Genomic DNA, 24850 nt, shown 5'->3' with positions numbered 1-24850 from the left:
GAGGGGAGAGGGCTAAGATGACGATGTTATATAAGAAAAAGGTACATGCATATATTACGAGAGAAAAAGAAGGGGTTATGCAACTACTCGTTTTTAAACATCGTGATATACGAGAGGCTGGTATCCAAGTGCCAGGTGGGACAGTAGATGAAGGCGAAACGTTAGAGGCAGCAATTTTACGTGAAGTGCAAGAAGAGTCAGGACTACGCCATTTTTGTATCGAGCGCTTCCTTTCTGATTACATTATTTATATGAAAGAAAAAAAGGAATATCAAAAACGTCATTTTTTCCACATTTCATTATTAACACATGTGAAAGATACGTGGGAACATATAGTAAGTGCTGGTGAGGAAGACAAAGGTTTAGTATTTTGTTATGAGTGGGTTGATATTAACAAATGCCCTGAATTAGCAGGTAAACAAGGCGAGTTTTTACATTTGCTAGAAGAGGTATATGTAAAATGATAAAAAGAGTCTGAGGCGATATTGAATTCGTTTCAGACTCTTTTTATTTCTCTGGAAATTAAAGGTTTTTGAACTAGTAAGTTGAAGTCCTTTAAAGGGATTGTAGTTGTTTATGCCAGGAGCGGAGAAAATGAAAAAGTAATAGATACACGTCATATATATAAGGGCCAATAAAAGGAGAATGAAAATGGAAATTCAGTTCAATACACTATTGCAAAAAGAATTAACAATTCATGATATACAAACTGCGATGGAGGATGGGAAACTAACTTCAAAAGAATTAGTCATGTATTATCTTCATAGAATCACAAAATATGACCAAGATGGTCCGAAACTCAATGCTATTTTAGAAATCAATCCGGACGCTATCTTTATTGCAGAAGGGTTAGATCATGAAAGAAAGACAAAAGGTCTAAGGGGTCCATTGCACGGTATCCCTGTTTTACTTAAAGACAATATTGAAACGAATGACTCAATGCATACAAGTGCAGGTACGATTGCCCTGGAACAAAATATAAGTAGTGAAGATGCATTTCTTGTTAAAAAGCTCCGAGAAGCAGGTGCGATTATACTAGGGAAAGTAAATATGACAGAGTTAGCAAACGGAATGTCTTTTGAAATGTGGGCTGGATATAGTGCTAGAGGCGGTCAAACGATTAATCCTTACGGTACAGGAAAGGATGATATGTTTGTTGGTGGATCGAGTACAGGATCTGCCGTTGCAGTTGCTGCTAACTTTACTGTATTATCCGTTGGAACAGAGACAGATGCTTCTATTTTAAGTCCAGCTGTTCAAAACTCTGTAGTAGGTATTAAACCGACAGTTGGTTTAATTAGCCGTAGAGGAATTATTCCGTTCACATATTCTCAAGATACAGCCGGTCCGTTTGCTAGAACGGTAACAGACGCTGCTATTCTATTAGGGAACTTAACAGGAATAGATGAGATGGATGCAGCTACTTATAAAGGTGAAGGAAGGACAGAGCAAGATTATACAACTTATCTTGATGTAAATGGTTTAAAGGGAGCGAAGATCGGTGTTTATAGCAATGCTCCAAAAGATTATTACGAAAATGGTGAGTACGATGAAAAATTGTTTGAGGAAACGATCCAAGTATTACGTAGTGAGGGAGCGACAGTAGTAGAAGATATTGATATTCCGTCTTTTCATAGGGAATGGAGTTGGGGAGTTCCACTTTATGAGCTGAAGCACAGCTTGGATAACTATCTTTCTAAATTACCTTCTACTATTCCAGTACATTCTATTTCGGAGTTAATGGAGTTTAATAAAAACATAGCAGAAAGAGCTTTGAAATATGGACAAACTAAGTTAGAAAGAAGAAAAGATTTTCCTAATACGTTAAGAAATCCAGAATATTTAAACGCAAGATTAGAAGATATATATTTTTCGCAAAAACAAGGTATTGATTTTGCATTGGAAACATATAATCTTGATGCGATACTGTTCCCTTCCTATATAGGCTCTACTATATGTGCGAAAGCAGGTTATCCGTCTATAGCAATACCTGCGGGATATATGGAAAGCGGGAGACCTTTTGGAATTACGATTGCAAGTACTGCTTTTAGTGAAGGAATATTAATTAAACTAGCATACGCTTTTGAACAAGCGACAAAACATAGGAAGATTCCCAACTTGTCATGAATAGAATAAACAAAGAGGACAGGAATTCCTGTCCTTTTTGTTTTATTGATTAAAGTGAAATATCTTTCTGCTCCGTCTTATGATATTTTAATAAGTTAAAGGATAAACAAGCAGAACATAAAATAAGAAAAGCGGCGATAATATAAATAGTACGAACGCCGAACATATCAGTAATAATTCCAACGCTAAGCATAGAAAGACCAGAAGCTGTCGAGAGAAGTGCACCATGAGCTGTATACATCTTCGATAATAAAGAAGGAGTGACGCTTGATTGTAAAACCGTCGTTTGAGAAATATCTCTAATTTGATAACATGGCCCCATTAGAACACAAAGAAATAGAGCAATAAATCCGCTACTTGTCATACCATATAAAAAGGTAAGAATACTAAACATAAGAGAGCCTATCGCCATGGAGCGTATTAAATTTTTTTGAATATATGTACTCATTTTCCACGCTAATATCCCGCCAATTAATGTGCCGACGTAATAACTTGTATTAATATATCCCCACCAATCTTCGCCTTTATGTAAAGCAGTCGTTACATATGCCATCGTAATAGCACCGATCCATATCGTCCCTGCGAAAGTTTCAATTAAGTCCATAATTGTAACGGTACGGAGAGAAGGATTTTGAAATAAGAGTCTCCATCCTTCTAATAAAGCAGCACTGTTTGAAGAGGAAGGCTCTGTTACGCGTTCAGTATGTATGGAACGTAATGAAAAGTGTAATGCAACACATCCAAGAATCATCAAAATGTTATTAATCATGAGTGTAGAGCTAGCGCCAATGAGAAGAACGATAATACTTGTAAATGAATAAGCTGCCGCTTGTACAATTTGTGTTAAAAAGGAAAAGATACTATTTACTTTTACTAAGTTTTCTTTTGGTGTAAGGCGCGGAAGAATGCCGTATAGTAATGGAGCACTCCACCCATTACATAATGAAATGAAAAAAATAAAAGTTAATAGGGCTAAAATGTTTGTGGATAAGACCGGGAATAAAATCATTAATAATAGGAAAAGAGCTGCTTTCAGCCATTGCAAAGTATATAGCAACTTATAAGATGGAAAACGATTCATTATAAGTGGTGCAGATATGTTAGCAATTAGATTTGTGATAACTTGCAATAATGGGAAAAGGGCAGTAATAGTAGCTGATTTAGTTGATATATAGATATGAGTTGTAATAATCATAATGTAAACGATGTCAGCGAGAGTAATGCATATTTTGGAATTTAAATAGTAAGCTATTGAGCGATTTCGCAATAAGAACACCACTTTCTTAAAAAATAATACTTTTGAAGTTAGAATTATTATAGTTTGAAAATCAAATTTTCGAAAGAATTTAATTTTTTGTCGTTTTTTGAAAGGAATTTTCATGTATAATGAAGAATATATTAATATAGTATTTTATTAATGCTTGTTGTAACAGCGAATACATATAATAGCTTGTAGCAAACGCCCTCTGTGTGAATAGGGCGGATAAACCATTCTTTTCTTCATATACATATAGAAAATGAGAAAGAAAGTGAGGGTTGCATATGGCTGGATGGGTGATTTGGTTTATAATAGCGGGTATTTTATTTATTGCAGAAATGTTATCGATTACGTTTTACATGCTTTGGCTTGGAATTGGAGCTGTTGTCGGAGGTCTTATTGCCTTATTTGCTCCTGATGCACTATTTTTACAAGTTGTCGTTGGTGCGATTGTAAGTTTAACATTGACTTTCTTTACGAAAAGAATTTCAAAAAACTTTCGAGAAGCAAAAGGTTTTACTGATACTGTAGATAAACTTGTTGGTAAAAAGGGAATCGTTATGCAAGCGATTACAAGTGAAGTGAACGGTATTGTGAAAGTGGATGGAGATACTTGGACAGCTATTTCGGATACTCCTATTGATGCTGGAGAAAAAGTCGTTGTTATACAGAGGCATAGTACTATTTTACAAGTGAAAAAGGAGAGTGAATAAATATGGTAGCATTAACGTTAACGATTATTTTCGCATTGATTATCGTTGTATTTGTTGCATTGACAATTAAAATTATTTCTCAGCAAAAAGTTGGGGTCGTTGAAAGGTTTGGTAAATTTCAACGGATTATGCACCCAGGATTAAATATTTTAATCCCAATTGTAGACCGCGTTCGTGTATATCACGATTTACGCATTCAACAAACGAATGTACCACCACAAAAGGTAATAACGAAAGATAATGTACAAGTAGAAATTGATACAATTATTTTCTATCAAATTGTTGAACCAGAACTTGCGACATACGGTATTTCAAACTATGAATATGGTGTTCGTAATATTACATCTGCAACAATGCGCCAAATTATTGGTAAAATGGAGCTTGATGAAACATTATCAGGCCGTGAAAAAATTTCAACAGAAATTCGTTTAGCACTTGATGAAGCGACAGAAAAATGGGGCGTTCGTATTGAGCGTGTCGAAATAGTCGATATTAACCCACCAAAAGATGTGCAAGCATCAATGGAAAAACAAATGAAAGCAGAACGTAACAAACGTGCGATCATTTTAGAAGCTGAAGCAGCAAAACAAGATAAAGTCCTTCGTGCTGAAGGGGAAAAACAAAGTAAAATTTTAATGGCTGAAGGGGATAAAGAAGCGCGTATTCGAGAAGCTGAAGGTTTAAAAGAAGCAAAAGAATTAGAAGCGCAAGGGGAAGCAAGAGCGATTGAGGAAATCGCAAAAGCAGAACAAAATCGAATTGAATTACTTCGCGCAGCAGATTTAGATGAACGCGTACTTGCTTATAAATCGTTTGAATCATTAATTGAGGTTGCAAAAGGACCAGCAAATAAAGTCTTTATTCCGTCTAATGCAATTGAAACACTTGGTACTCTTGGTGCAATTGGGGAAATCTTTAAAGAAAAACAAGCGAAGAAATTACCTCCAAATGATACAGAAAAAGAACAATAAGAGTGAGAAAGAGAAATGGGATGCCATTTCTCTTTTTTTGCGTATATTACGAAAAGCTTGTACATATCCATGTATAAAGAAGGTGATACATTGAAAAAGTATGCAACCCGTATACATGGGAAGAAACTAATCTCGTTACTCTTTCTATATGCACTAGTCATAATTATTATTGCGTCGATTTTGACGTCGCTTTTACATACAATGAAATCGAATTATGCGAATCAATGGTTTGGAAAAGTGTCTATGCAAGGTTTTGTTCAAATGATAGAAAGTGAGAATCGTTATTACGGATTTGATTATTTTAAGCAGAATAAAAGGGAGTCAGTTGGAAATTTACTATTCTCTATCGCGACGGATTTGAAAATTAAAGATTTAAGAACGTTTGTCGGTAAAGAAGTGCCTGGTATGTCAAAGTATTACTCTAATATTATCGTAGCTGGGGAAGGGACAAACTTTACGAATATCCCAAATGAATCTAGTGTACCGATTGAAGAAGTAACGAAAGAGCGAGAAGTAGCAAAAGATAAAGTTACAGAAGCTGAAAAGAATAATCCGGTTCAGAAAAAGAACGGAGCGAAAAAAGGTGAAAGTGCAGTATATATTTATCATACACATAGCTGGGAATCCTTCTTTCCGTTATTACCAGGGGCTACCGATCCATCCAGTCCAGATGTAAATGTGTCCTTACTAGGGAAACGTATGAAAGAACAACTTGAAGGACAAGGAATTCCGGTAATTCATGATAAAACGAATATGGGAGATTTATTAGCGAGTAAAAAATGGAAATGGCCGCAATCATATAAAGCGTCTCATGAATATGTAAAAGAAACATTAGCACAAAATAATAAAATTGCGTTTCCGATTGATATACACCGTGATGATCAGCGAAAAAAGGTAACAACAAAAGTAATCAACGGGAAATCGTATGCAAGATTATATTTTATAATTGGGATGGAAAATGAAGGACGTGCTGAAAATGAAAAAATTGCAAGATCAATCAATAGTTATCTAGATGAAAACTATTATGGATTAAGTAGAGGGATTTTTCCGAAGTATAAAAAAGATGGAAATGGGGTTTATAACCAAGATTTATCTAAAAATGCGATGTTAATTGAAGTTGGTGGTGTTGATAATACGTTAGATGAATTATATAACACGATTGATGTGTTAACGGAAGCGTTTAGTAAGTATTACTGGAATGATGCGGAGAAAGTGAATGGTTGAGGGACGGGAAGCCGTTCCTTTTTTGTTATAGAAAGTTAAGAGTATGATATAATGGGATTTTGTGGATATTTAACAAGGGAGTGGGAAACAAATGCAAATACTACTAATACGTCACGGAGAATCAGAAGCTGATATTTTACATGTACATGAAGGGCGAGCTGACTTTGAATTGACTGAAAAGGGAAGACAGCAAGTACAAAGGCTCGTAGAGAAAGTGAAAAAAGATTTTCCACCAGATTTCATATGGGCAAGTACATTAAAACGTGCGCGTGAAACTGGTGAAACATTAGCTGAAGCAATTGGTTGTCCAATTCAATTAGAAGAGGAATTAATGGAGTTCAATAATGGAGTGCAAGCAGGTTTATCATTTGAAGAAGCGAAAAAATATCCAGAGCCAAAGTTTCTTCATGACCGTTTTGAAAATGGAGAATCATTTATTGAATTTCGAATGAGAATAGAAGGAATCTTTTCTAAAATCGTGACAGAGAATACATATGACCGGATTGCAATTGTTGCACACGGTGGTGTAATAAATAGTGTTTTACGAGCGTTTTTCCAAATGCCAATTAGCATGGACTATTATTTTAAAATGGGAGATACGGGAATTAGTTTGATTGAAATTGAGGGTACACAAAAAACGGTACATTTCATAAATGATACGAATCATTTGGACGGGATGTAAGGATCTGTGTACAAAGTTGTATTTTTTGATGTTGACGGTACCCTTTTAAGTGAGATTGATAGAAGTATGCACGAAAGTACAAGAGAAGCGATACAAAGGTTAATAGATAAAGGGATTCACGTAGTTGTTACAACTGGGAGACCATATAGCTTATGTTCACAATTTAAAGAGCTGGGCATAAACACGTTTATTTCTGCAAATGGTGCACATATAAAATGTAGGGAAGAAGTTATACATAAATCGGTACTTTCAAGTGAAATTGTTCATGATATTTCAAATTTCGCTGAATTACATGGTCATAGTGTTTCTTATTTTACAGAGGAATTTGCAATGAACGGAATAGCCTCGGATAATGAACGTGTAATTCAAGCGCTTAACGAGACATTAAATTTAGGAAGGTATCCTGAAAAAAGCAGGGATTTGTCAGAAGAAATCTATTGTTTATGTCTGTATGCTGATGAAACAGAAGCTCAAAAATTCTTTGAAAGATATCCAGCCCTTACGTTTGAACGTTTTCATGGTTACGTTATGAATGTGTTGGAAGATAGTAAAGTATCGAAGCTAATTGCAATTCAAAAGGTATTGGAACATCTAAACATTTGTAAATCAGAAGCAATTGCTTTTGGTGACGGTAGAAATGATATTGAGATGTTACAGTATGTAGGTTTAGGAATTGCGATGGGGAATGGTGGAGAAGAGTTAAAAACAAAAGCTGATTTTGTTACAAAGAAATCAAGTGAAGGTGGTATTGCTTTTGCTTTAAAAGAGTTTCGTATTATTTAAAAATAATAGTTAGTCAGTGTAGAGAGATCCTGTTTAATAACAGGATTTTTTTATCTAATAATATTCTTGCAATAAAAGGAAGAATGTGAGTATAATGAAAAGTAGTTAGGTAAGCTAATTAATTGAGGGGAAAGGAGAGTGAAGATGAATGGATTCAAGAAAAGATTCTCTTCCTTTAGGGATTGAGCCTTATGTAGAGTTAATAAAAAAGACAGCATCAGCGGATACGGATCCAATCGCAGCAAAACTTGGTTTGTTAATGTTATGGACGTCTGATAATGTTCTTGATGCTGTTGACGTAGATTTAGCCCCGCTTGGTATAACGGAAAGCAAATTAGATTTTTTACTGTTATTTATTTTGCGTGAAATGGAATCGAATGGAGAAGAAGTGAACATGAGTCCTTCGGATATAGCGAGTCGATTAGGGATTACACGTGCTTCTGTCACTGGCTTATTAGATTGGATGGAGAAACGAGAGTTAATCGTAAGGTTCCATCATTCTGAAGATCGAAGAAGATTAAAGGTGAAAATTACTCCGAAAGGAAAAGAACTAGTTACGCATTCTTTACCAACTTTTTGGTTATCTTGCGCTTCGTTAGTTGATGACTTTAATCAAGAAGAGCGTCAAGTGTTAGAGAAGCTATTAAATAAAATGCAAGTAACTATGCAGATGAAATTAGGGGAAGGTAGGTAAATAAGTTGATTGTGAAAGTCAACTTTTTTATTTAAACATATAATTAGGTTACCTTATTGTATGTTTGGCTAATTTAAAGGGGCGATAATGTATTTTTTAATGTAAACGAATTAAGTGAGTGTTGAAGGGATTTTATTTTGAGTCATTTACTTTAGAAGTTTTCAATCGATGAGGAAAATCAATGTAAGGGGGAGATTTTATGATGGAAATATCAAAAGAAGTAAATAGTGGGAGGAATTATACAGTAATGACAGCGGTGTTATGTTGGGCAGGTATGGTAGTTATGTCCAGCCTATATGTGACGATTCCTTTAATCGCTCTATTTTCAGACATTTTTAAGGTTTCATTAGCTCAATCTGCGGCTACAGGCAGTATATTTTCGGTAGGTTTTGCTATAGGTTGTTTGTTATTTGGGGCAATCTCTGATAAATATGGGCGAAAAAAAGTGATTTTTATTGGATTGCTTGCACTGTCGATTGTTTCTTTTTTCTTAGGGTTTGTGGATAGCTTATTTTGGCTTATTATTCTTCGAGGGTTACAGGGAATAGCAGCAGCTACATTTTCTCCAGTGGCGTTAGCTTACGTTGTAGAAATGTTTCCAGTAGAGAAAAAAGTTACAACGATAGGGTTTGTTAGTACCGGTTTTTTAGTGGCTGGAATTGCAGGGCAAGTAATAAGTACTGCTGTTAGTCAGCATTTTGGATGGCATATGGTGTTCTTTCTTCTTAGCTTTGTCTATATCATTACTGCTGTATGGGTTCATTATTCTCTTCCGAAAGGGGAAACGTCTCAAGCTTATACAGATATTTTGGGGCCAATGAAACAGATGGGGAAAGTTTTTACACATAAAAGCTTAGTATGGAGCTATATGGTTGCGTTTGTTTTATTAATGGCTTTTGTTAATATGTATACTGTTTTAGGGAATTATTTGAGCTCTTCTACTTACAATTTAACAGCAGAACAAATTCTTTATTTTCGCTTAGCAGGGTTATTTGGTATGTTACTATCACCACTTGCAGGTCGTTTAACAAAGAGGTTCGAAGTAAAGAAAGTTCTTCAGGGAGGATTGTTAGTTGCTATTTTTAGTCTAAGTTCAATGGGATTTATTTCGACACTGCCGTTACTTGTAATGATGAGCGTCTGCTTCGTAATAGGTATTGCTATATCGGTTCCATCTTTAGTTTCTCTTGTCGGCCAATTAGGAGGGAGAGCAAGGGGAATAGCAGTTTCTATTTATACTTTCGTTTTATTTTTAGGAACTAGTATAGGACCTATTATTTCTATTTATCTTATGAAAATAGGGGACTATGCTCAGACGTTTATTTTATTAGGAGTCATACTCTTTATTGGCTTTGTTTCCACTCTTTTTATTCAAATAAAGGAATGCAAGGATCTTTAACATGCTCGACTAGTAAAATGTGAATTTGACCGCGATGATGATAAAAGTGAGCGACGATTTCAAGTAACCATTCGAATCGAGAATAAGCAATATCCCAATAAGCAGTCATAATTTCCGCTAATTCTTCATTGGAATAGGATAAAAAAGTTTTAGAAAGTAAATCGTACCCTTGTATCATCGTTTGTTGCATGTGAGCAATCGATTCAGGCGTACGTTCTATATAAAAGGTATGTAACTCTTTTTCAGTAATACCATTTAATATGAGTAAATCAGCGTGGCAAATAAGGGAAAGATGTGTACACATTTCAAATAATGACCGTTTTGATTCAATCGGCTTTATTTTCAAATCACTTTCAGTATATTGGTTCAGTATTTGAATGGAAGTATCGATAGCAATTTTAACTTGATTCAATGCAGATGGAACAAAGATTGTAATTATTCTCGCCTCCATATATAATAGTTTCTTAAGGGTATTATATCATACTCAAAATTCCGAAAATTCTAGTAGTTTGACTAGCATAGTGAAAAGTATTATATTGTAAAAGGTCATATGAAACGTGAAATAGAATGGAATGTAATTATTGAGTTAGGAGTTAGACCAATGAGCTTGAAATATGGAAGAGATACAATTGTTGAAGTTGACTTAAATGCTGTAAAACATAATGTAAAAGAATTTAAAAAACGTGTGAATGATGAAAATATTGCAATGATGGCTGCTGTAAAAGCGAATGGGTATGGTCATGGGGCAGTTGAAGTTGCGAAATCGGCTATTGAAGCAGGAATAAACCAACTTGCAGTTGCATTTGTAGACGAAGCAATTGAATTAAGAGAAGCTGGAATCACTGTACCTATTTTAATTTTAGGATATACACCAGTAGCAGCTGTAGAAGACGTAATTCAATATGACGTTATGATGACTGTTTATAGAGTAGAAGATTTACATGGTATAGATGAAGTTGCAAACCATCTTCAAAAGAAAGTGCGAATTCATGTGAAAATTGATACAGGAATGAGCCGTATTGGTTTACAGGAAGAAGAAGTTAAACCGTTTTTTGAAGAGTTAAAACATATGCGGTATGTAGAAGTAGTAGGGATGTTCACACATTACTCTACCGCTGATGAAATAGATAAAACTTATACAAATATGCAAACAAGTTTGTTTGAGAAAGCTGTAAATACAGCGGAAGAATTAGGAATTCATTTTCCATATATTCATAGTTCAAACAGTGCAGGATCAATGGAACTTAGTAACACATTTCAAAATATGGTTCGTGTCGGTATTGGAATTTACGGTATGTATCCTTCAAGAGAAGTGGATCATACAGTTGTTTCCTTACAGCCAGCGTTGTCTTTAAAATCAAAAGTAGCTCATGTTAAACATGCGAAGAAAAATCGTGGTGTTAGCTATGGAAATACGTATGTAACAACGGGTGAAGAATGGATTGCAACTGTACCAATTGGTTATGCTGATGGTTATAATCGTCAGTTATCTAATAAAGGGCATGCACTAATAAACGGAGTACGAGTACCTGTTATTGGTCGTGTTTGTATGGATCAGCTTATGCTAGATGTTACAAATGCAATGCCAGTACAAGTAGGAGACGAAGTTGTATTCTACGGCAAACAAGGTGAAGAAGAAATTGCGGTAGAAGAAATAGCAGATATGCTAGGTACAATTAACTATGAAGTTACATGTATGTTGGACAGAAGAATTCCACGTGTCTATAAAGAAAATGATGAAACGACTGCGATTGTAAATATATTAAGAAAAAAATAAGAAAAAACTGAATCGATATGATTCAGTTTTTTTATTTTTGGCAAATGAAAAATATTCTATTTGCACCATGTAGTTGAATGTTTTTAAATCCTACAGATTCCAATGAAGAAATTATTTCTTCATTGGAATAACAAGCTTCCTCAAAAGAAAAGTCACTTCTTTTCCAACTATCATCTATGTCATGTTTAAATAGTATGAAGTTCATTTCCGCTCTGTTACTTTCACTATCATACGTGGAATCAATGGTACAAACATATTCTCATTCTGAAATATGAAACGAAGCACTCCAGTTTTCAAGAAATCCTTTTTCTGTATTCATATCAAATGCGAATGTACCTCCATCATATAATGCCGAATAAACATGATGAAAAGCGTCTTTTAGCTCGTGTAACTTCATAATGTGATTTAAGCTATCACCGGCTGAGATGACGTAGTGGAATTGCTCATTTATATTGAAATAGCGAGCATCATCGACGATGAAGGTTGCATCTGGCGCATTTTGACGTGCGTGTTCGATCATTTGAGCAGAACCATCTATACCAGTTACTATAAAATTATTATCAATTAGTTTCCTAGTAAGATGACCAGCTCCGCAGCAAAGGTCTAATATACGGGAGTGAGAAGCGGCATCTTGTAAAACGAATTTATGATAGGCTGGATAGGAGTGTTCTGCAAAATGTCCCCAATGCTTATTATAGATGTCTGCAAAAATATCATAATCAGAATAAATTAGTTTTTTAGACATATGTATTCTGCTCAAGATTCATTAAATTATAATAGTCATGCTTCTTTTTAATTTCAAAACCACATTGTGTATATAGTTTTAAAGCATTGTTATTTTTCGTTTCGACGTCTAATTCAATTGTTGAAACTCCTTCTGTAATAAGTGTATGTACCATATAACTAAGAATATCTTTACCATACCCTTTACCTTGATAAGAAGGATGAACTGCGAATCCTGATAGTGTAGTAGATTGCTCTTGCTCAGTAACGGTAATCGTTCCAATTGCTTTTTCATTAATAAGAGCAATGTAAACTTGATGAGAAGGTGACTTCATCATTTTTTGTAGCCATGTGGACGTATTTGCTGCTGAATCTCCAAAAGCTTTACTAGCGATTTCTATAAGTTCAGGAAGTAATTCAGAAGATGCAACGGTAAGGTTAATATTATTTTTCATTGTTTTTTGTGCTTCGTTTGTTTTGAACTCCATACCGTACTCACTGTATAAATAAGGCAGGTTCATTTGATTTGCAAATGATTTCCCTGAAATAGAGTCACCATTATTTATAAGAAGGGCTTCATCTGCTTCTCTTTTTTGTATTTCTTTCATTGCGGCTTGTAAAAGAGTAGTGCCTATATGTTGTTTCCTATAGTCCGGATGAACAAACCCTATTAACTCTAGTTTAGTTGGTCTTTCGAAGTCATACATACTTAATGCACCAATTAATTGTGTATTATCATAAAATAGAAAATCATTTATCACATCTTTATTACGAGCAGTTAAAAAGTTGACATGTAACTCTGACGAGTAATCAATTTTATCTTGTTGCCCGCAAATATGAGCTAAATCTTTCATTTGCTGAATTTCGTTTGTTGTTAAAGATTTCTTTTTTTCAATATTCATTTCATAATCCCTCGCAATCGTTATTAAAAATATGATGGATGACGTAACCACTTTTCTAACTCCACATTACCCTGAACAGATAATAAGCGATATAAATATCGATAGGGTTGTCTACATTCTTTAAGACTAGGAATGGGCATAATGGTCTCATAACCTGTTTTAAAAGCACACGCCTCTTTTTCTGTAAGTACATATTCTAATCCGATAAAATCGAATTCTCGTGGAGCAACTGCGTAAGCTTCTGTATCTACTAAACCAGTTATAGATGTACCATCTGATAAAAATTGAGTAGGGTCCATATCAAGTAAGACGAGTGTAGATTCCATTGGTACAGATAAGGAAGAGAGTTGTAATTCAAAATTATGAAATGCATTTTGTATGCTCTCGTTATCGGAATAAAACATATTCACAAGCTCGTTACTCACTTTTAAAATGTGTGGCTGGAATTCATCTAGTGGAACTTGGAACGTACTTGACGGATTTCCTATGAAATTTGCTTTAAACATATGAATTTTTGCTAGTCCTTGTCCGAGATTGAACAATATAGAATCTGGTTGCCCGATAAAGGATTGAACTGTTTTGCCTACTAACTTTTCGACAACAACGAACTCTCGACCATTTAAAATATGTTTTTCTAAAATAGTTGGGATGGGAATATTTGTATGATTTTGCAGCAATGTATGTATCGTTTCCAAATGATGCACGTTCCTTGGGTCGATGCCAAATAGATTTTTGCATCCCCACCAAAAATCATTATTTGGCTCTTCATTCATTTTAGAAGAACGAACGATAACTTCTTTATCTTCTGTTTGGACGAGAAAAACGTCGCTTGCATGATCTTCATAGCCTGGGTGTAAGGCTTGAACGGATAGAATAGGTGAGGTGAATAGTTGTTGTAACATGAAAGGGCTCCTTTTTCTGTAAATTCTATAAATTTATTATATAACAGAATATGTACCCAGTGGATAATGATAGGGGACAATACAGAACATAAATAAATTTATAGTGAGAAATCAGCGTGGAAATTATATTTTTCTAGTTTTGTATGAATTATCAAAATAATATTTTTGAATGATAAACGTGTAAAAATGCTCGAATGCAAATCTCGTAACTTACAGGATATGAAGAGTAAAAGGGAATTAAGCATTCATTTATAAGATTGTGTAATCATAATAGTGTGGGTTATAAAAATATTTCTCAATAATAAAATGGAGAGAAAAATATGAAGAAGTAGAATAGATTCCTATATAATAGATTTAAATTAATTAATGAAATTAATTATTAATTTTGTTATATTAACTGGAAAGGAGAGAGTGTTATGGCGAATGTACTCGTAATAAATTTTCCTGGAGAAGGTCATATTAATCCGACGCTAGCAGTTGTTAGTGAGCTAATTCGACGTGGGGAAACAGTCGTGTCATATTGTATTGAAGATTACAGAAAAAAGGTTCAAGCAACAGGTGCTGAATTTCGAGCATTTGAAAATTTTCTTTCGCAAATTAATATTATGGAACGAGTAAATGAAGGTGGGAGTCCTTTGACGATGCTATCTCATATGATTGAAGCATCAGAGCGTATTGTTACTCAAATTGTAGAAGAAACAAAAGGAGAAAAGTACGATTATTTGATATATGATAATCATTTTCCAGTAGGACGTATTATAGCGAATATCTTACAATTACCAAGTGTTTCTTCTTGTACGACTTTTGCTTTTAATCAGTACGTTACTTTTAATGATGAGCAAGAATCGAGACAAATAGATGAAACTAATCCACTATACCAATCTTGTTTAGCGGGAATGGAAAGATGGAAAGGGCAGTATGGAATGAAATGTAATAGTCTGTATGATATTATGAATCATCCTGGCGATATTACTATTGTATATACTTCCAAAGAATATCAGCCGCATTCGGATGTATTCGATGAATCGTATAAGTTTGTCGGTCCATCAATTGCTACTCGAAAAGAAGTAGGCAGCTTTCCTATTGAAGATTTAAAAGATGAAAAAGTGATTTTCATTTCTATGGGAACAGTTTTTAATGAACAACCGGAGCTATATGAAAAATGTTTTGAAGCGTTTAAAGATGTAGAAGCGACAGTCGTATTAGTTGTTGGTAAGAAGATAAATATAAGTCAATTTGAAAACATTCCGAATAACTTTAAGTTGTATAATTATGTGCCGCAATTAGAAGTATTACAGTACGCTGATGTATTCGTGACACACGGTGGTATGAATAGTTCGAGTGAAGCACTATATTACGGTGTCCCGTTAGTTGTAATTCCGGTAACAGGAGATCAGCCTTTAGTTGCGAAACGAGTGACCGAAGTAGGAGCTGGAATAAGGCTTAATCGTAAAGAATTAACTTCTGAATTGTTACGTGAGACTGTAAAGAAAGTAATGTATGATGTAACGTTTAAGGAAAATAGTCGTAAAGTTGGAGAGTCACTTCGAAATGCTGGTGGGTATCAAAGAGCGGTTGAGGAAATATTTAAATTAAAAATGAAGCCGTATTTAAAGCTTAAGTAGATGTTAAAAGCACACTTACTTTTAATCTGTAAGTGTGTTTCTTGTATTAGGCTTTAAATAAATTACATGAGAATCACCGTAAAGGTGAAACTTTTGTGTATATAAACTGATATCTTTGAATTAGTAGTAAAATTACGTTAAAATAATACTAAGAAAATATATATGTTTTGGGGGTAATGAATGAAAAAAGTATTTGAATACGTATTATTAACAATTGGCTCCATTATTGTAGCGGGTTCACTAGAGCTTATTTTAGCGCCTAATGGCTTAGTAGACGGTGGGGTAACCGCGATTGCTATTATGGCAAATAAAGTTGCTGGATTACCGCTTTATGGAGTGTTTTTAGGACTTAATATCCCAATTTTACTATTTACTGCAAAAGTAATGGGGAAGAAGTTTTTCATCCGTACATCCTATGCAAATGTTGTTACAACACTCGGATTGATTTATTTAAAACCATTTCCAGCAATTACGACTTCGGAATTATTAATTGTACTTTATGGAGGAGTTCTATTTGGTGTTGGTGTTGGGATTGTTGTAAAAATGGGCGGAGCAATAGATGGATCTGAAATGTTAGCGGTTTGGATGAACAAGCATTTTAAAGTACCCATTAGTACATTTTTACTTGCCGTAAATGCGGTGATTTTCATCTTTGTTGCCATTTTATTTTCAATCGAACAGGCGATGTTTTCATTAGCAATTTTCTATATTGTTACGAAGATGATTGATTTCATATTAGATGGTATTAATCAAGGAAAGAGCGTCATGATTATTTCTGGGAAAAATAAAGAAATAGGCGATCTACTTATGAAAGAATTGCAATTATCCGTTACGTATCTACATGGAGAAGGTGGTTTTTTAGGAGAGCACAAGAGAATCATTTATTGCATTACAAACCGATTCATTTATCCGAAAATGAAAGATCTCGTTCTCTCTGTAGATCCAACTGCTATAATTGAAGCTTCCTATTCAACTGAAACAACTGGTGTTAAGCGTCCGGGAAGGACAGCGAGATCAGGGCAAGTATCAGAAAAATAGTGAATGAAAATAACTCCACGTAAGTATAACTTACGTGGAGTTATTTTTAGTTAGGGAACCAGACTTTTTTCAGTAATTTGACAACAGTTTCGATACAATCTTCTGGAATACTGCCGAAACCGAGTAATACATATGACGCCTCTCTTAAATTATGTACAGAATCATATGTAGAGAGTGGGTACAATTTGATTCGTTGTTTTGTAGCAGCATGAATAAGTCCTTGTTCGTTCATACCATTATGAACATGAAGTACGATATGCAGTCCGGACTGTTCGCCAAGTATTTGAACACGAGATTCCATTTCATTTTTGATAGATTTAACTAGTAATGTATGCTTTCTTTTATATAACGTACGACTACGGTTTAAATGACGCTCCCAATCACCATTTTGAATAAAGGTGGCAAAAGCGAGTTGCTGCATTGTAGAAACAGTTTGTTTAAACATGCCTCCAAGCTCTTTATAGATTTTTAAAAGATGAGATGGTAAGACGATATATCCCATTCGTAAAGAAGGTAAAAAGGATTTCGAGAAAGTTCCCATATAAATAACGTGTTCATTTGAATCTAGTCCTTGTAAAGAAGGAATAGGTTTTCCTACATAGCGGAATTCCCCGTCGTAATCATCTTCAATGATATATCCCCCGCGATCATTCGCCCATTTTAATAGTTCGAGTCTTCTAGATAAAGGCATAATTATTCCAAGTGGAAATTGGTGAGATGGAGTGACGTATGCTACATTAGCACTTGATTCACGTAAAGCTGAAATATGAATGCCTTTATCATCTAAAGGAATAGGGTGAATAGGAAGGTCAGCACTTTGAATCATAGCAGTTATACGGTGAAATCCAGGATTTTCGATTCCGTATTCTTTTTTTGGACCAAGCAGTTGAAGTAGTAGCCAAAGAAGAGGCTGCGTACCTGCTCCGATAATAATTTGATCAGGTGTAGAATGTACCCCGCGAGCATGATATAAATACTTTGAAATATGTTCTCGTAGAACGAATTCACCTTGAGGATCTTCTTTAGCAAATAATTCATTTTCATATTGGAATAAAGTTTCGTGTAATGCTCTTTTCCAGTTTGTAATTGGAAAAGCTTTTTGATCAATAAGCCCTTGGCTACAATCATAGTCATATTGTTCTTTTTTTATATTGTTAGCGCTGTTTGACACAATTTTTTGTTTATTTTGAATGACATCGATATCAACTTCTGCAACAAAAATCCCACGTTTCGGTTTACTTTCTACATAACCCTCAGCTAGTAATTGTTGATAAGCAGATTCAACAGTAATACGGCTAACATTAAGTTGTACCGCTAAATTTCTGTGAGAAGGAAGGCGTGTACCGGCAGGCAGTGATCCCTGAGAGATTTCTCGTTTCATATATTCGTAAATTTGTAAGTAAATTGGTGTTTTACTTTCTAATTGCAATGGGATAGTAAGATCCATTTTATGAATTCTCCTTTAAAAACTGGCCATATAAAAAATAATCGAACTGTCACTTAAGTTAGGGGCAGTTACTTTTTATAATGATGATATAACATTTAGAAAACTTTTGAAATAGTAAGGAGAGAATCATAATGAATATTAGAGAAGTAGTAACAGAAGCTGATTTACATGATGTATTCCCTGTATTACAGCAATTACGAACGAAACTTTCAAGAGAAGACGCAAGTTCTTTATTTCAAAAAATGAAAGACGAAAATTATAAACTACTCTCGTTACAGAATGAAGATGACGAAGTTGTTAGTCTAGCTGGTGTAGCAATTTGTACGAATTTCTATAATGAGAAACATGTTTTTGTATATGATCTTGTAACTGCAGAAGCTCACAGATCAAAAGGATATGGTAAGGTTCTGCTGTCATATGTAGAAAAATGGGGGGAAGAAAAAGGGTGCAGTTCTATCGTTCTTACATCAGCGTTTCCAAGGATTGATGCACATCGTTTTTATGAAAGAGAAGGCTATGATAAGGTAAGCTATTCTTTTTATAAAGAATTATAATATTAAGGGGGTTCTATGTGTGAGAACATATGGACCCCCTTTTAATTTAGAATTGAAGAATGAGGAGGGTTAATTACTTATTTTGTCGAATAGTCTCTTTATAATTGAGACGATAATATTGAATTAGAAGAAGGTTAGGGGAGTTTATACTTGGAAAAAATTCAGAAACTATTAATCCCAAAAGGTGTAAGAGTTATCGTAATATCTGATATTCATGGCGAATTAAATCTTTTAAAGGAATTATTACATAAAGTTAATTTTAAAGATGATGATTATTTAATTATAAATGGAGACCTTTGTGAGAAGGGGAACGATAGCATTGGCGTCGTAAACTATGTGATGGATTTAGTAGTTAGCAAGCCAAATGTTTATGTAACTGAAGGGAATTGTGAAGTTGTAGTTGAAGCGCTTGTAAATGAAAATCCTGCGCTAATTAATTATTTATGTACGCGAAAAAATACAATTTTTAATGAATGGCTAAAGCGATTAAACGTTATCGTTCATGAAGAAAGTGATATTCGTGAACTGAAAAACATATTAATGAACCATTTTTCAGAAGAAATAAAGTGGCTAACAGAATTGCCAACTGCTATTGAAACTGAGGATTATATCTTTGTACATGCTGGCCTTGAAGATAGAGAGGATTGGAAACAAACAGATAGGAAAAATGCAATTGCAATGCCAGAGTTTTTCAATAAGTCACACAGGGCGGATAAGTACGTAATTGTTGGACATTGGCCTGTTGTGAACTATTCTGAGGAGGCGCCGTCTAACAATCCAGTTATTGATAAGGAGAAAAAAATTATTGCGATTGATGGTGGTAATGCAATTAAAGAAGCAGGGCAATTAAATGCATTTATTATTCATCAAGATGTTTTAAATGATCCATTTTCCTATACATATGTAGATCATTTTCCGCAGTATGAAGTATTGGCCGATTTTAATGCGAACTCAGAAATGCAGGGCGGGGTTACATATCCGCATTATTACATAGAGCCTGTGGAGAGAATGAAAGATTTTACCGTATGTAAACAAAAAGGAACAAATGAACTACTTCATGTGAAAAACGAGTATATAAAGCAACTTGAATCAGGTGAACACACGGTAAAAACCGAAATTTCTTGCGCGCAAATCAATATTAGAAAAGGGGATACAGTTTCTTTAATTGATGGTAGATGCATGGGATATGATTTAATTAAAAAAGATGGAGTAGAGGGCTGGATAGAGAAAGGGATTCTACTTAAGATAGAAAAGAAGGAAAATAAAATATTTAGCTAAAATGGGAGGGATATAACCTCCTATTTTTTATTAACTATGTTACGAGTTCGTACTTCATCTAATTTTTTCCGAAGTTCCGTTTCTAAATTAAACTCGAAAAAATTAGCGAACTTACATAAATAATTCGTATCTTATAATAAAATTATACAATATAAAAAATGATATTTGTTTTGATTTTTCAGAAAAAATATTATAATTATATATGAAATAAAGAGGAATGTAGGAGGAAATTATGCAAAACGTTATATTAAAGGGGAACAAAGTTACAATTCGCACAATTGAAGAATCAGATATAAAAACATTATGGAGCTTCATATATAAAGAAGAAAATCCAGAATGGAAGAAATGGGATGCACCGTATTTTCCGTTTGCAATGCAAGAATACTCGTCCTATAAAGAGAAGATGCAAACTCGTTTACAAGAAGAACCACTATCAAATTTAATAATAGAAAATAGCGGTCAAATTATAGGGACAGTCGGATTTTATTGGGAGCATAAACCGACGCGTTGGTTGGAGATGGGAATTGTTATTTATGATCCAACATACTGGAATGGTGGCTACGGTACAGAAGCATTAACGTTATATCGAGATTTACTATTTGAAAATATGGAAATTGGTAGAGTAGGGCTCACGACTTGGTCTGGTAATGAACGAATGATGAAAGTAGCGGAGAAAATAGGAATGAGCTTAGAAGGTAGAATGCGAAAATGCCGATATTATAACGGGACATACTATGATTCTATTCGAATGGGAATGATTCGTGAAGAATGGGAAGCGCTATGTGTAACGAAGGGGTGAGGAAGCATGTACGCTATTATTGCTACATTTGATTGTGTGTTCACTAATAAAATTAGAGAATTGCAAAATGAATTAACAAATATAATAGGGATAAATCAACTAGCTGGAGTAGAACCCCATATAACATTGGCTGATTATAATGAGTTAGATGTTAATTTATATACGGAGAAATTAGAGGAGTTTGTAGCTTTTCAAGAGAACATCGCCGCTGTAACTTTTCCTTCTGTGGGAACTTTTCCTACTAACGGAACGATCTTTCTAGCACCGACCATTACCGATGAATTATTAAGATTTCATCATTCTTATCATGATTATTTCAAAACTTTTCATGATAATCCACAGTCCTATTACGTGCCAGGAAAATGGGTTCCGCATTGCACGATTGCTAATGGATTAAATTCAAATCAGTTTTTAAGTGTAATGGAATATATATATGAAAAATTTGATGTTACAATAGCTTCGATTGAGAAGTTAAAATTAATTAAGGTAAATTATGAAAATGGTTCTGCCATTTCTTCTAGTATATTAGCAGAATATAATTTAAAGAGAATGGAGACAGCGAGATGACATATGTAATTAGAGAAATGAAGCAAGAAGATATTCCTGCTGTACAAAACGTAGCAAAAATAGCTTGGCATGATACTTACGAAGGAATTATTCCGAGAGAGGTTCAAGATAGTTTTTTAGAGGAAGCATATTCTGATGAAAAAATGAAATATCGTCTTAAAAATACACATTTATTCGTTGCAGAAGAAGAAGAGGGAGAAGTAATTGGATTTGCGAATTTTTCACCTGTTAGACTGCAAAACGAAGCAGAATTAGGTGCGATTTATTTGTTACCAGATCAGCAAGGAAAAGGGATAGGAAGTGCTTTATTACAAAGAGGGGTTAAGGCATTAAAAGGGATCCGAAAACTGTACATACATGTAGAAGCAGCAAATGAAAAAGGAAAGCGCTTTTATGAAGCGAAAGGTTTTGCGGAATTAGAGCAATTTGAAGAGGATTTTGAAGGACATTTGATGCAGACAGTAAGGATGGTTTTATACATATAAGGAGGACTAGAAGTGAAAATTTTTGATTTTAGTGAAAAAGTGGGAAAGCAAATAGCAGTATTTCAATCTAATTTCATAATGTCGAAAATATTAAACCATCAAGGGAATATACATATCGGTGCTATGCATTTACAAGAGAATGGAATCATCGGATATCATGAAGCAGTTGTATCTCAACTGCTTCTTATTGTGGACGGCGAAGGATATGTGTGCGGGGCAGATAAAGAAAAAGTGACAGTAGAAGCTGGACAAGCTGTGTTTTGGGGGAAGGGTGAGTTTCATGAAACAAGTACAGAAAAGGGATTAATGGCAATTGTTATGGAAGCGGAGAATCTTGAACAAGCGATAATAATGCCTATTATTCAAGGGGAGTTGTGAAAAATGATAATAAAGGCAAATCAAGAAGATACAAATGAAATATTAAAATATGCAGCTCAAGCGCTTTTTGAAGGGACGAGAGGGAATTGTCAGTTAAGTACGGAGAAAGCGATTGAAATTACAGAGCCAATTATAGAAAAGGGAGCATATTATTTAGTCGTTAAAGAAGCAAATAAAGTAATGGGTTGGATATTAATAGGAGAAAATACTGACTATTTTTCTCATGAAAAACTTGGGTTTATATATGAGTTATACGTTTTCCCGGAATATCGTGGGAGAGGATTATCGCGAGAATTGATGGAGGCTGGCATTAAGGAATTGAAGGAGAAGTATTCCGAAATTCGTTTGAATGTATTTGCTGGGAATTTTGCAAAAGAGATGTACGAAGATTTTGGGTTTGTTGAAAGACAGGTAATTATGACTTTGAAGTGAGAGAAATATTTCCGGTGGGAAGTGCTCTTGTTGCATTTAATTTATCTAATAGTTGGAATGCAGTTAAATAAGATTTTTTGAAAAAGATATAATAGGGGTGAAAATTGAGGGGAAGTAGCAAAAATTACTATAAATAAATATGAAGAAAAAAACATGATAGCTTTGCAAGTATACGAAGATTAAGATCCCTGATTTTATCCTTATATCAGTATTTCATGATATAAATGTTACAGGTGAAATCATACTGGGTGGGTATGGTTATAAAATCCGTGCAGGTGAAGCATCAGGCTTTTCCGCAACAGCACCTAATGAATACGGTGGAGAATTCTTATTTAAATTAAAGAAAGAAGAGTGAGGATGGGATTAAAATGCGTAGAGTAACACGAATAGTAATATGTATTGCTGCAGTATTATTCATTACACTCGCTATGATAAATGGAGAAACGTGGAAAGATAAAATTGTTATTTCACTAGCTATTCTTATATTTACTGGTTTTTCTCTAGTATGGAACTCATTTGTTATAAATCTTATGGAGAAATTCAATGGAAAAAGGAGTAAATAAATGCTACCTTTCAAACGAATGAGAACTATATATTTAATAACAGTACCTATTATTGCATTACTTTCATTATTTTTTCCGCAGCCATTAGGGGATCGTATTCTTACTTTCTTTTTTGTACTTGTTTTTGGCGGATTAGCAATTGGATTTACGTACATAATGAAATTTTTTGGAAAAACAAAAGATAAAAAGGAATGAAAATGAAGCTTTTACAAGTGGGAACAGTAGTAAAGTCCAAAATTGTAGATTTGTAAAATTTGAGAAGACGGATAAGGAGTAATAGGATGATAAAAATTGCAAGAATCGTAATGATAATAGCAATTGTAATAGTAATCATTGCAGGACTAATAGCTCCATTTTCGTTAAAAGAAAAGATCGTACATACATTAGGTATGTTTGTTTATGGTGCAATTGGGCTAGGTGGAATTACTTTATTAGATAACATTATTAAAAAACAAAGAAAAGAGGAATAAAAGAAAATTTAACCAATTGGAAAAGTAATTGGTGGTCTATTTGTAAAGTTAAAAAACAAGGGGAATAAGAAAATGTTAAAATCATTAAAATTATTGGGTTTATAGCAATGGCTATTGCTAGCTTGTTTTTTCCTTTCGATTTAAAAGGGAAAATTATTACTTTCACTTTTATACTTGTATTGGGTGTAATGTCTCTTGGGATTACAAGCTTAGTAGAATATATAACTAATAAATTTAGAGAGAGAGAAATAGAAATAATTAGTTTGTTTAAGAAAGGAAGGATCTAATTTATTATAGGTATATCCTGCTAATAAATTAATTATGGTGAATCAAAAATTTAATAAACAGATAGATAAGGGACAGTAGGATGAAAAAAATCGCGAAAATTGTAATGATTATAGGAGTTGTAATTTCAATCATTGTTGGACTAATGGGTCCATATTCAATTAAGGAAAAGGTAATATATATATTTAGTATGGTTTTCTGGGGAGCTATGGGGATCGGAGCTATTACTTTAATGGATTATATTAGCAGGAGGATAAATAAATGAAACTTGGATTGATGAGTATTTCTTTTCTATAAATTGAAATGAAGAAAAATAGATATTTCTGACATTATTCTAAATATAGATGAATACAAATTCAGTTAATATGGCTATAAAGGTAGATTGGATAAAGAAAAAGGAGTAACTGAATGTTAAAGAAAGGAAGAATTATAATTATTATTGGCACATTAGTAACACTCATCGCGAGTTTTATGGTGCCTGCAGACAATAAAACAAGATTAATAAATGTACTTGTAGTATTTTTATTTGGTGTAATAGCTGTGGGGTCTTCAGTTCTATTTGAAAGAGTTTATCAAAAGATACATAAAAAGTGGAATAAATGAAACTTTTTCCGATTGGAGCAGTATTGAAACTAAACGAAATAAAACAATCTTTATAATTATTGGTAGAATGCTTGAATCGGCAGAAAAATGTAATTTTGATTATGTAGACAGCCAAGCTAGCAATAGAAGTTCCGGTTAATAAGTATGAAGTTGAATGAAATCTTTTCTTAT

General features: G+C 34.0%; 30 protein-coding genes and 1 pseudogene. 25 read left to right on the top strand and 6 right to left on the bottom strand.

Translation table 11 applies throughout. The features are described from left to right. Window positions 1–17 precede the first annotated feature (17 nt). Together QCI75_RS16795 and QCI75_RS16790 are read left to right on the top strand one after the other, a co-directional pair. Window positions 18–464 carry an NUDIX hydrolase gene (locus QCI75_RS16795; protein WP_144504282.1) on the top strand — a complete coding sequence of 149 codons (447 nt, stop codon included), beginning with the start codon at window positions 18–20 and terminating at the stop codon, window positions 462–464. A gap of 187 nt (window positions 465–651) precedes the next feature. Continuing rightward, the gene (locus tag QCI75_RS16790) at window positions 652–2127 is read left to right on the top strand and encodes an amidase family protein (RefSeq protein ID WP_353760861.1); all 1476 of its coding nucleotides are present in this window, start codon (window positions 652–654) and stop codon (window positions 2125–2127) included. Window positions 2128–2176: 49 nt separating this feature from the next. Here the strand turns inward: QCI75_RS16790 and QCI75_RS16785 are convergent, their stop codons facing one another. Beyond that, window positions 2177–3394 (bottom strand): MFS transporter, encoded by a 1218-nt coding sequence (locus tag QCI75_RS16785; protein ID WP_144504280.1) that lies wholly within the window; start codon window positions 3392–3394, stop codon window positions 2177–2179. A gap of 275 nt (window positions 3395–3669) precedes the next feature. Here QCI75_RS16785 and QCI75_RS16780 point away from each other — a divergent pair, with 275 nt between their 5' ends. The 7 genes from QCI75_RS16780 (at window position 3670) to QCI75_RS16750 (ending at window position 9851) form a co-directional block, all read left to right on the top strand. After that, window positions 3670–4098 carry an NfeD family protein gene (locus tag QCI75_RS16780; protein WP_012260786.1) on the top strand — a complete coding sequence of 143 codons (429 nt, stop codon included), beginning with the start codon at window positions 3670–3672 and terminating at the stop codon, window positions 4096–4098. 2 nt (window positions 4099–4100) lie between these two features. Further along, window positions 4101–5069 carry an SPFH domain-containing protein gene (locus QCI75_RS16775; RefSeq protein WP_144504276.1) on the top strand — a complete coding sequence of 323 codons (969 nt, stop codon included), beginning with the start codon at window positions 4101–4103 and terminating at the stop codon, window positions 5067–5069. A 15-nt stretch (window positions 5070–5084) separates the two neighbouring features. Then, window positions 5085–6293, top strand: a complete 1209-nt coding sequence (gene spoIIP / locus QCI75_RS16770) for a stage II sporulation protein P (RefSeq protein ID WP_337692275.1) — start codon at window positions 5085–5087, stop codon at window positions 6291–6293. 91 nt (window positions 6294–6384) lie between these two features. Next, window positions 6385–6975, top strand: coding sequence for a histidine phosphatase family protein (locus tag QCI75_RS16765; protein ID WP_144504272.1), 591 nt, complete (start codon window positions 6385–6387; stop codon window positions 6973–6975). A 6-nt stretch (window positions 6976–6981) separates the two neighbouring features. Then, entirely contained in the window at window positions 6982–7758 is a 777-nt protein-coding gene (locus tag QCI75_RS16760; protein WP_353760860.1) for a Cof-type HAD-IIB family hydrolase, read from the top strand. 148 nt (window positions 7759–7906) lie between these two features. After that, entirely contained in the window at window positions 7907–8452 is a 546-nt protein-coding gene (locus tag QCI75_RS16755; protein ID WP_144504268.1) for a MarR family winged helix-turn-helix transcriptional regulator, read from the top strand. A gap of 202 nt (window positions 8453–8654) precedes the next feature. Then, a complete protein-coding gene (locus QCI75_RS16750) occupies window positions 8655–9851 on the top strand; it encodes an MFS transporter (RefSeq protein WP_199633823.1) in 1197 nt (398 codons plus the stop codon). Here QCI75_RS16750 and QCI75_RS16745 read toward each other — a convergent pair. Next, complete coding sequence (locus QCI75_RS16745; RefSeq protein WP_144504326.1) at window positions 9820–10281, bottom strand: DinB family protein; 462 nt, start codon at window positions 10279–10281, stop codon at window positions 9820–9822. The genes QCI75_RS16750 and QCI75_RS16745 overlap by 32 nt on opposite strands. Before the next feature lie 171 nt (window positions 10282–10452). Between QCI75_RS16745 and alr the strand changes: the two genes are divergently transcribed. Further along, window positions 10453–11628, top strand: a complete 1176-nt coding sequence (gene alr / locus QCI75_RS16740; protein ID WP_353761553.1) for an alanine racemase — start codon at window positions 10453–10455, stop codon at window positions 11626–11628. A 31-nt stretch (window positions 11629–11659) separates the two neighbouring features. Here the strand turns inward: alr and QCI75_RS16735 are convergent. The 3 genes and pseudogenes from QCI75_RS16735 to QCI75_RS16725 form a co-directional block, all read right to left on the bottom strand. Beyond that, a pseudogene (locus QCI75_RS16735) lies at window positions 11660–12373 on the bottom strand (class I SAM-dependent methyltransferase). Then, window positions 12366–13253: a GNAT family N-acetyltransferase gene (locus tag QCI75_RS16730; RefSeq protein WP_353760859.1), complete on the bottom strand. Its 888-nt coding sequence runs from the start codon at window positions 13251–13253 to the stop codon at window positions 12366–12368. The pseudogene QCI75_RS16735 and the gene QCI75_RS16730 overlap by 8 nt, the downstream one beginning before the upstream one ends. Window positions 13254–13276: 23 nt before the next feature. Then, entirely contained in the window at window positions 13277–14155 is an 879-nt protein-coding gene (locus tag QCI75_RS16725) for an aminoglycoside phosphotransferase family protein (protein ID WP_144504262.1), read from the bottom strand. A 416-nt stretch (window positions 14156–14571) separates the two neighbouring features. Here QCI75_RS16725 and QCI75_RS16720 point away from each other — a divergent pair, with 416 nt between their 5' ends. Both QCI75_RS16720 and QCI75_RS16715 read left to right on the top strand, forming a co-directional pair. Further along, entirely contained in the window at window positions 14572–15780 is a 1209-nt protein-coding gene (locus QCI75_RS16720; RefSeq protein WP_144504260.1) for a macrolide family glycosyltransferase, read from the top strand. Window positions 15781–15960: 180 nt separating this feature from the next. Beyond that, window positions 15961–16818, top strand: a complete 858-nt coding sequence (locus QCI75_RS16715; protein ID WP_353760858.1) for a YitT family protein — start codon at window positions 15961–15963, stop codon at window positions 16816–16818. Window positions 16819–16864: 46 nt separating this feature from the next. Here the strand turns inward: QCI75_RS16715 and pdxR are convergent, their stop codons facing one another. Continuing rightward, entirely contained in the window at window positions 16865–18265 is a 1401-nt protein-coding gene (gene pdxR, locus QCI75_RS16710; protein ID WP_144504256.1) for a MocR-like pyridoxine biosynthesis transcription factor PdxR, read from the bottom strand. Between the two features lie 131 nt (window positions 18266–18396). Here pdxR and QCI75_RS16705 point away from each other — a divergent pair, with 131 nt between their 5' ends. From QCI75_RS16705 to QCI75_RS16645, 13 genes are all read left to right on the top strand, one after another. After that, window positions 18397–18819 (top strand): GNAT family N-acetyltransferase, encoded by a 423-nt coding sequence (locus tag QCI75_RS16705; protein ID WP_144504254.1) that lies wholly within the window; start codon window positions 18397–18399, stop codon window positions 18817–18819. A 150-nt stretch (window positions 18820–18969) separates the two neighbouring features. After that, window positions 18970–20097, top strand: a complete 1128-nt coding sequence (locus tag QCI75_RS16700) for a metallophosphoesterase (protein WP_353760857.1) — start codon at window positions 18970–18972, stop codon at window positions 20095–20097. A gap of 232 nt (window positions 20098–20329) precedes the next feature. Further along, window positions 20330–20896 (top strand): GNAT family N-acetyltransferase, encoded by a 567-nt coding sequence (locus QCI75_RS16695; RefSeq protein ID WP_144504250.1) that lies wholly within the window; start codon window positions 20330–20332, stop codon window positions 20894–20896. Window positions 20897–20902: 6 nt separating this feature from the next. Beyond that, complete coding sequence (locus tag QCI75_RS16690; RefSeq protein ID WP_144504248.1) at window positions 20903–21463, top strand: 2'-5' RNA ligase family protein; 561 nt, start codon at window positions 20903–20905, stop codon at window positions 21461–21463. Beyond that, window positions 21460–21948, top strand: coding sequence for a GNAT family N-acetyltransferase (locus QCI75_RS16685; protein WP_144504246.1), 489 nt, complete (start codon window positions 21460–21462; stop codon window positions 21946–21948). The genes QCI75_RS16690 and QCI75_RS16685 overlap by 4 nt, the downstream gene beginning before the upstream one ends. Window positions 21949–21960: 12 nt before the next feature. Then, window positions 21961–22326, top strand: coding sequence for a cupin domain-containing protein (locus tag QCI75_RS16680; RefSeq protein ID WP_353760856.1), 366 nt, complete (start codon window positions 21961–21963; stop codon window positions 22324–22326). Window positions 22327–22329: 3 nt separating this feature from the next. Beyond that, on the top strand, window positions 22330–22758 hold the full coding sequence (locus tag QCI75_RS16675) for a GNAT family N-acetyltransferase (protein ID WP_063217714.1): 429 nt from the start codon (window positions 22330–22332) through the stop codon (window positions 22756–22758). A 368-nt stretch (window positions 22759–23126) separates the two neighbouring features. Beyond that, window positions 23127–23321 carry a hypothetical protein gene (locus QCI75_RS16670; RefSeq protein WP_063217713.1) on the top strand — a complete coding sequence of 65 codons (195 nt, stop codon included), beginning with the start codon at window positions 23127–23129 and terminating at the stop codon, window positions 23319–23321. Continuing rightward, entirely contained in the window at window positions 23322–23516 is a 195-nt protein-coding gene (locus tag QCI75_RS16665; RefSeq protein ID WP_078184773.1) for a hypothetical protein, read from the top strand. Window positions 23517–23602: 86 nt separating this feature from the next. After that, window positions 23603–23791 carry a hypothetical protein gene (locus QCI75_RS16660; protein ID WP_078184774.1) on the top strand — a complete coding sequence of 63 codons (189 nt, stop codon included), beginning with the start codon at window positions 23603–23605 and terminating at the stop codon, window positions 23789–23791. Between the two features lie 107 nt (window positions 23792–23898). After that, on the top strand, window positions 23899–24078 hold the full coding sequence (locus tag QCI75_RS16655) for a hypothetical protein (RefSeq protein WP_353760855.1): 180 nt from the start codon (window positions 23899–23901) through the stop codon (window positions 24076–24078). 80 nt (window positions 24079–24158) lie between these two features. After that, window positions 24159–24341 (top strand): hypothetical protein, encoded by a 183-nt coding sequence (locus QCI75_RS16650; RefSeq protein ID WP_353760854.1) that lies wholly within the window; start codon window positions 24159–24161, stop codon window positions 24339–24341. A gap of 143 nt (window positions 24342–24484) precedes the next feature. Further along, complete coding sequence (locus QCI75_RS16645; RefSeq protein WP_063217709.1) at window positions 24485–24679, top strand: hypothetical protein; 195 nt, start codon at window positions 24485–24487, stop codon at window positions 24677–24679. The last annotated feature ends 171 nt before the right edge of the window (window positions 24680–24850 follow it).

Origin of the sequence: Bacillus cereus group sp. RP43 (assembly GCF_040459645.1) — a bacterium.
Lineage (GTDB): Bacteria > Bacillota > Bacilli > Bacillales > Bacillaceae_G > Bacillus_A > Bacillus_A mycoides_C.
This window is presented reverse-complemented; position numbering and strand designations above follow the sequence as displayed.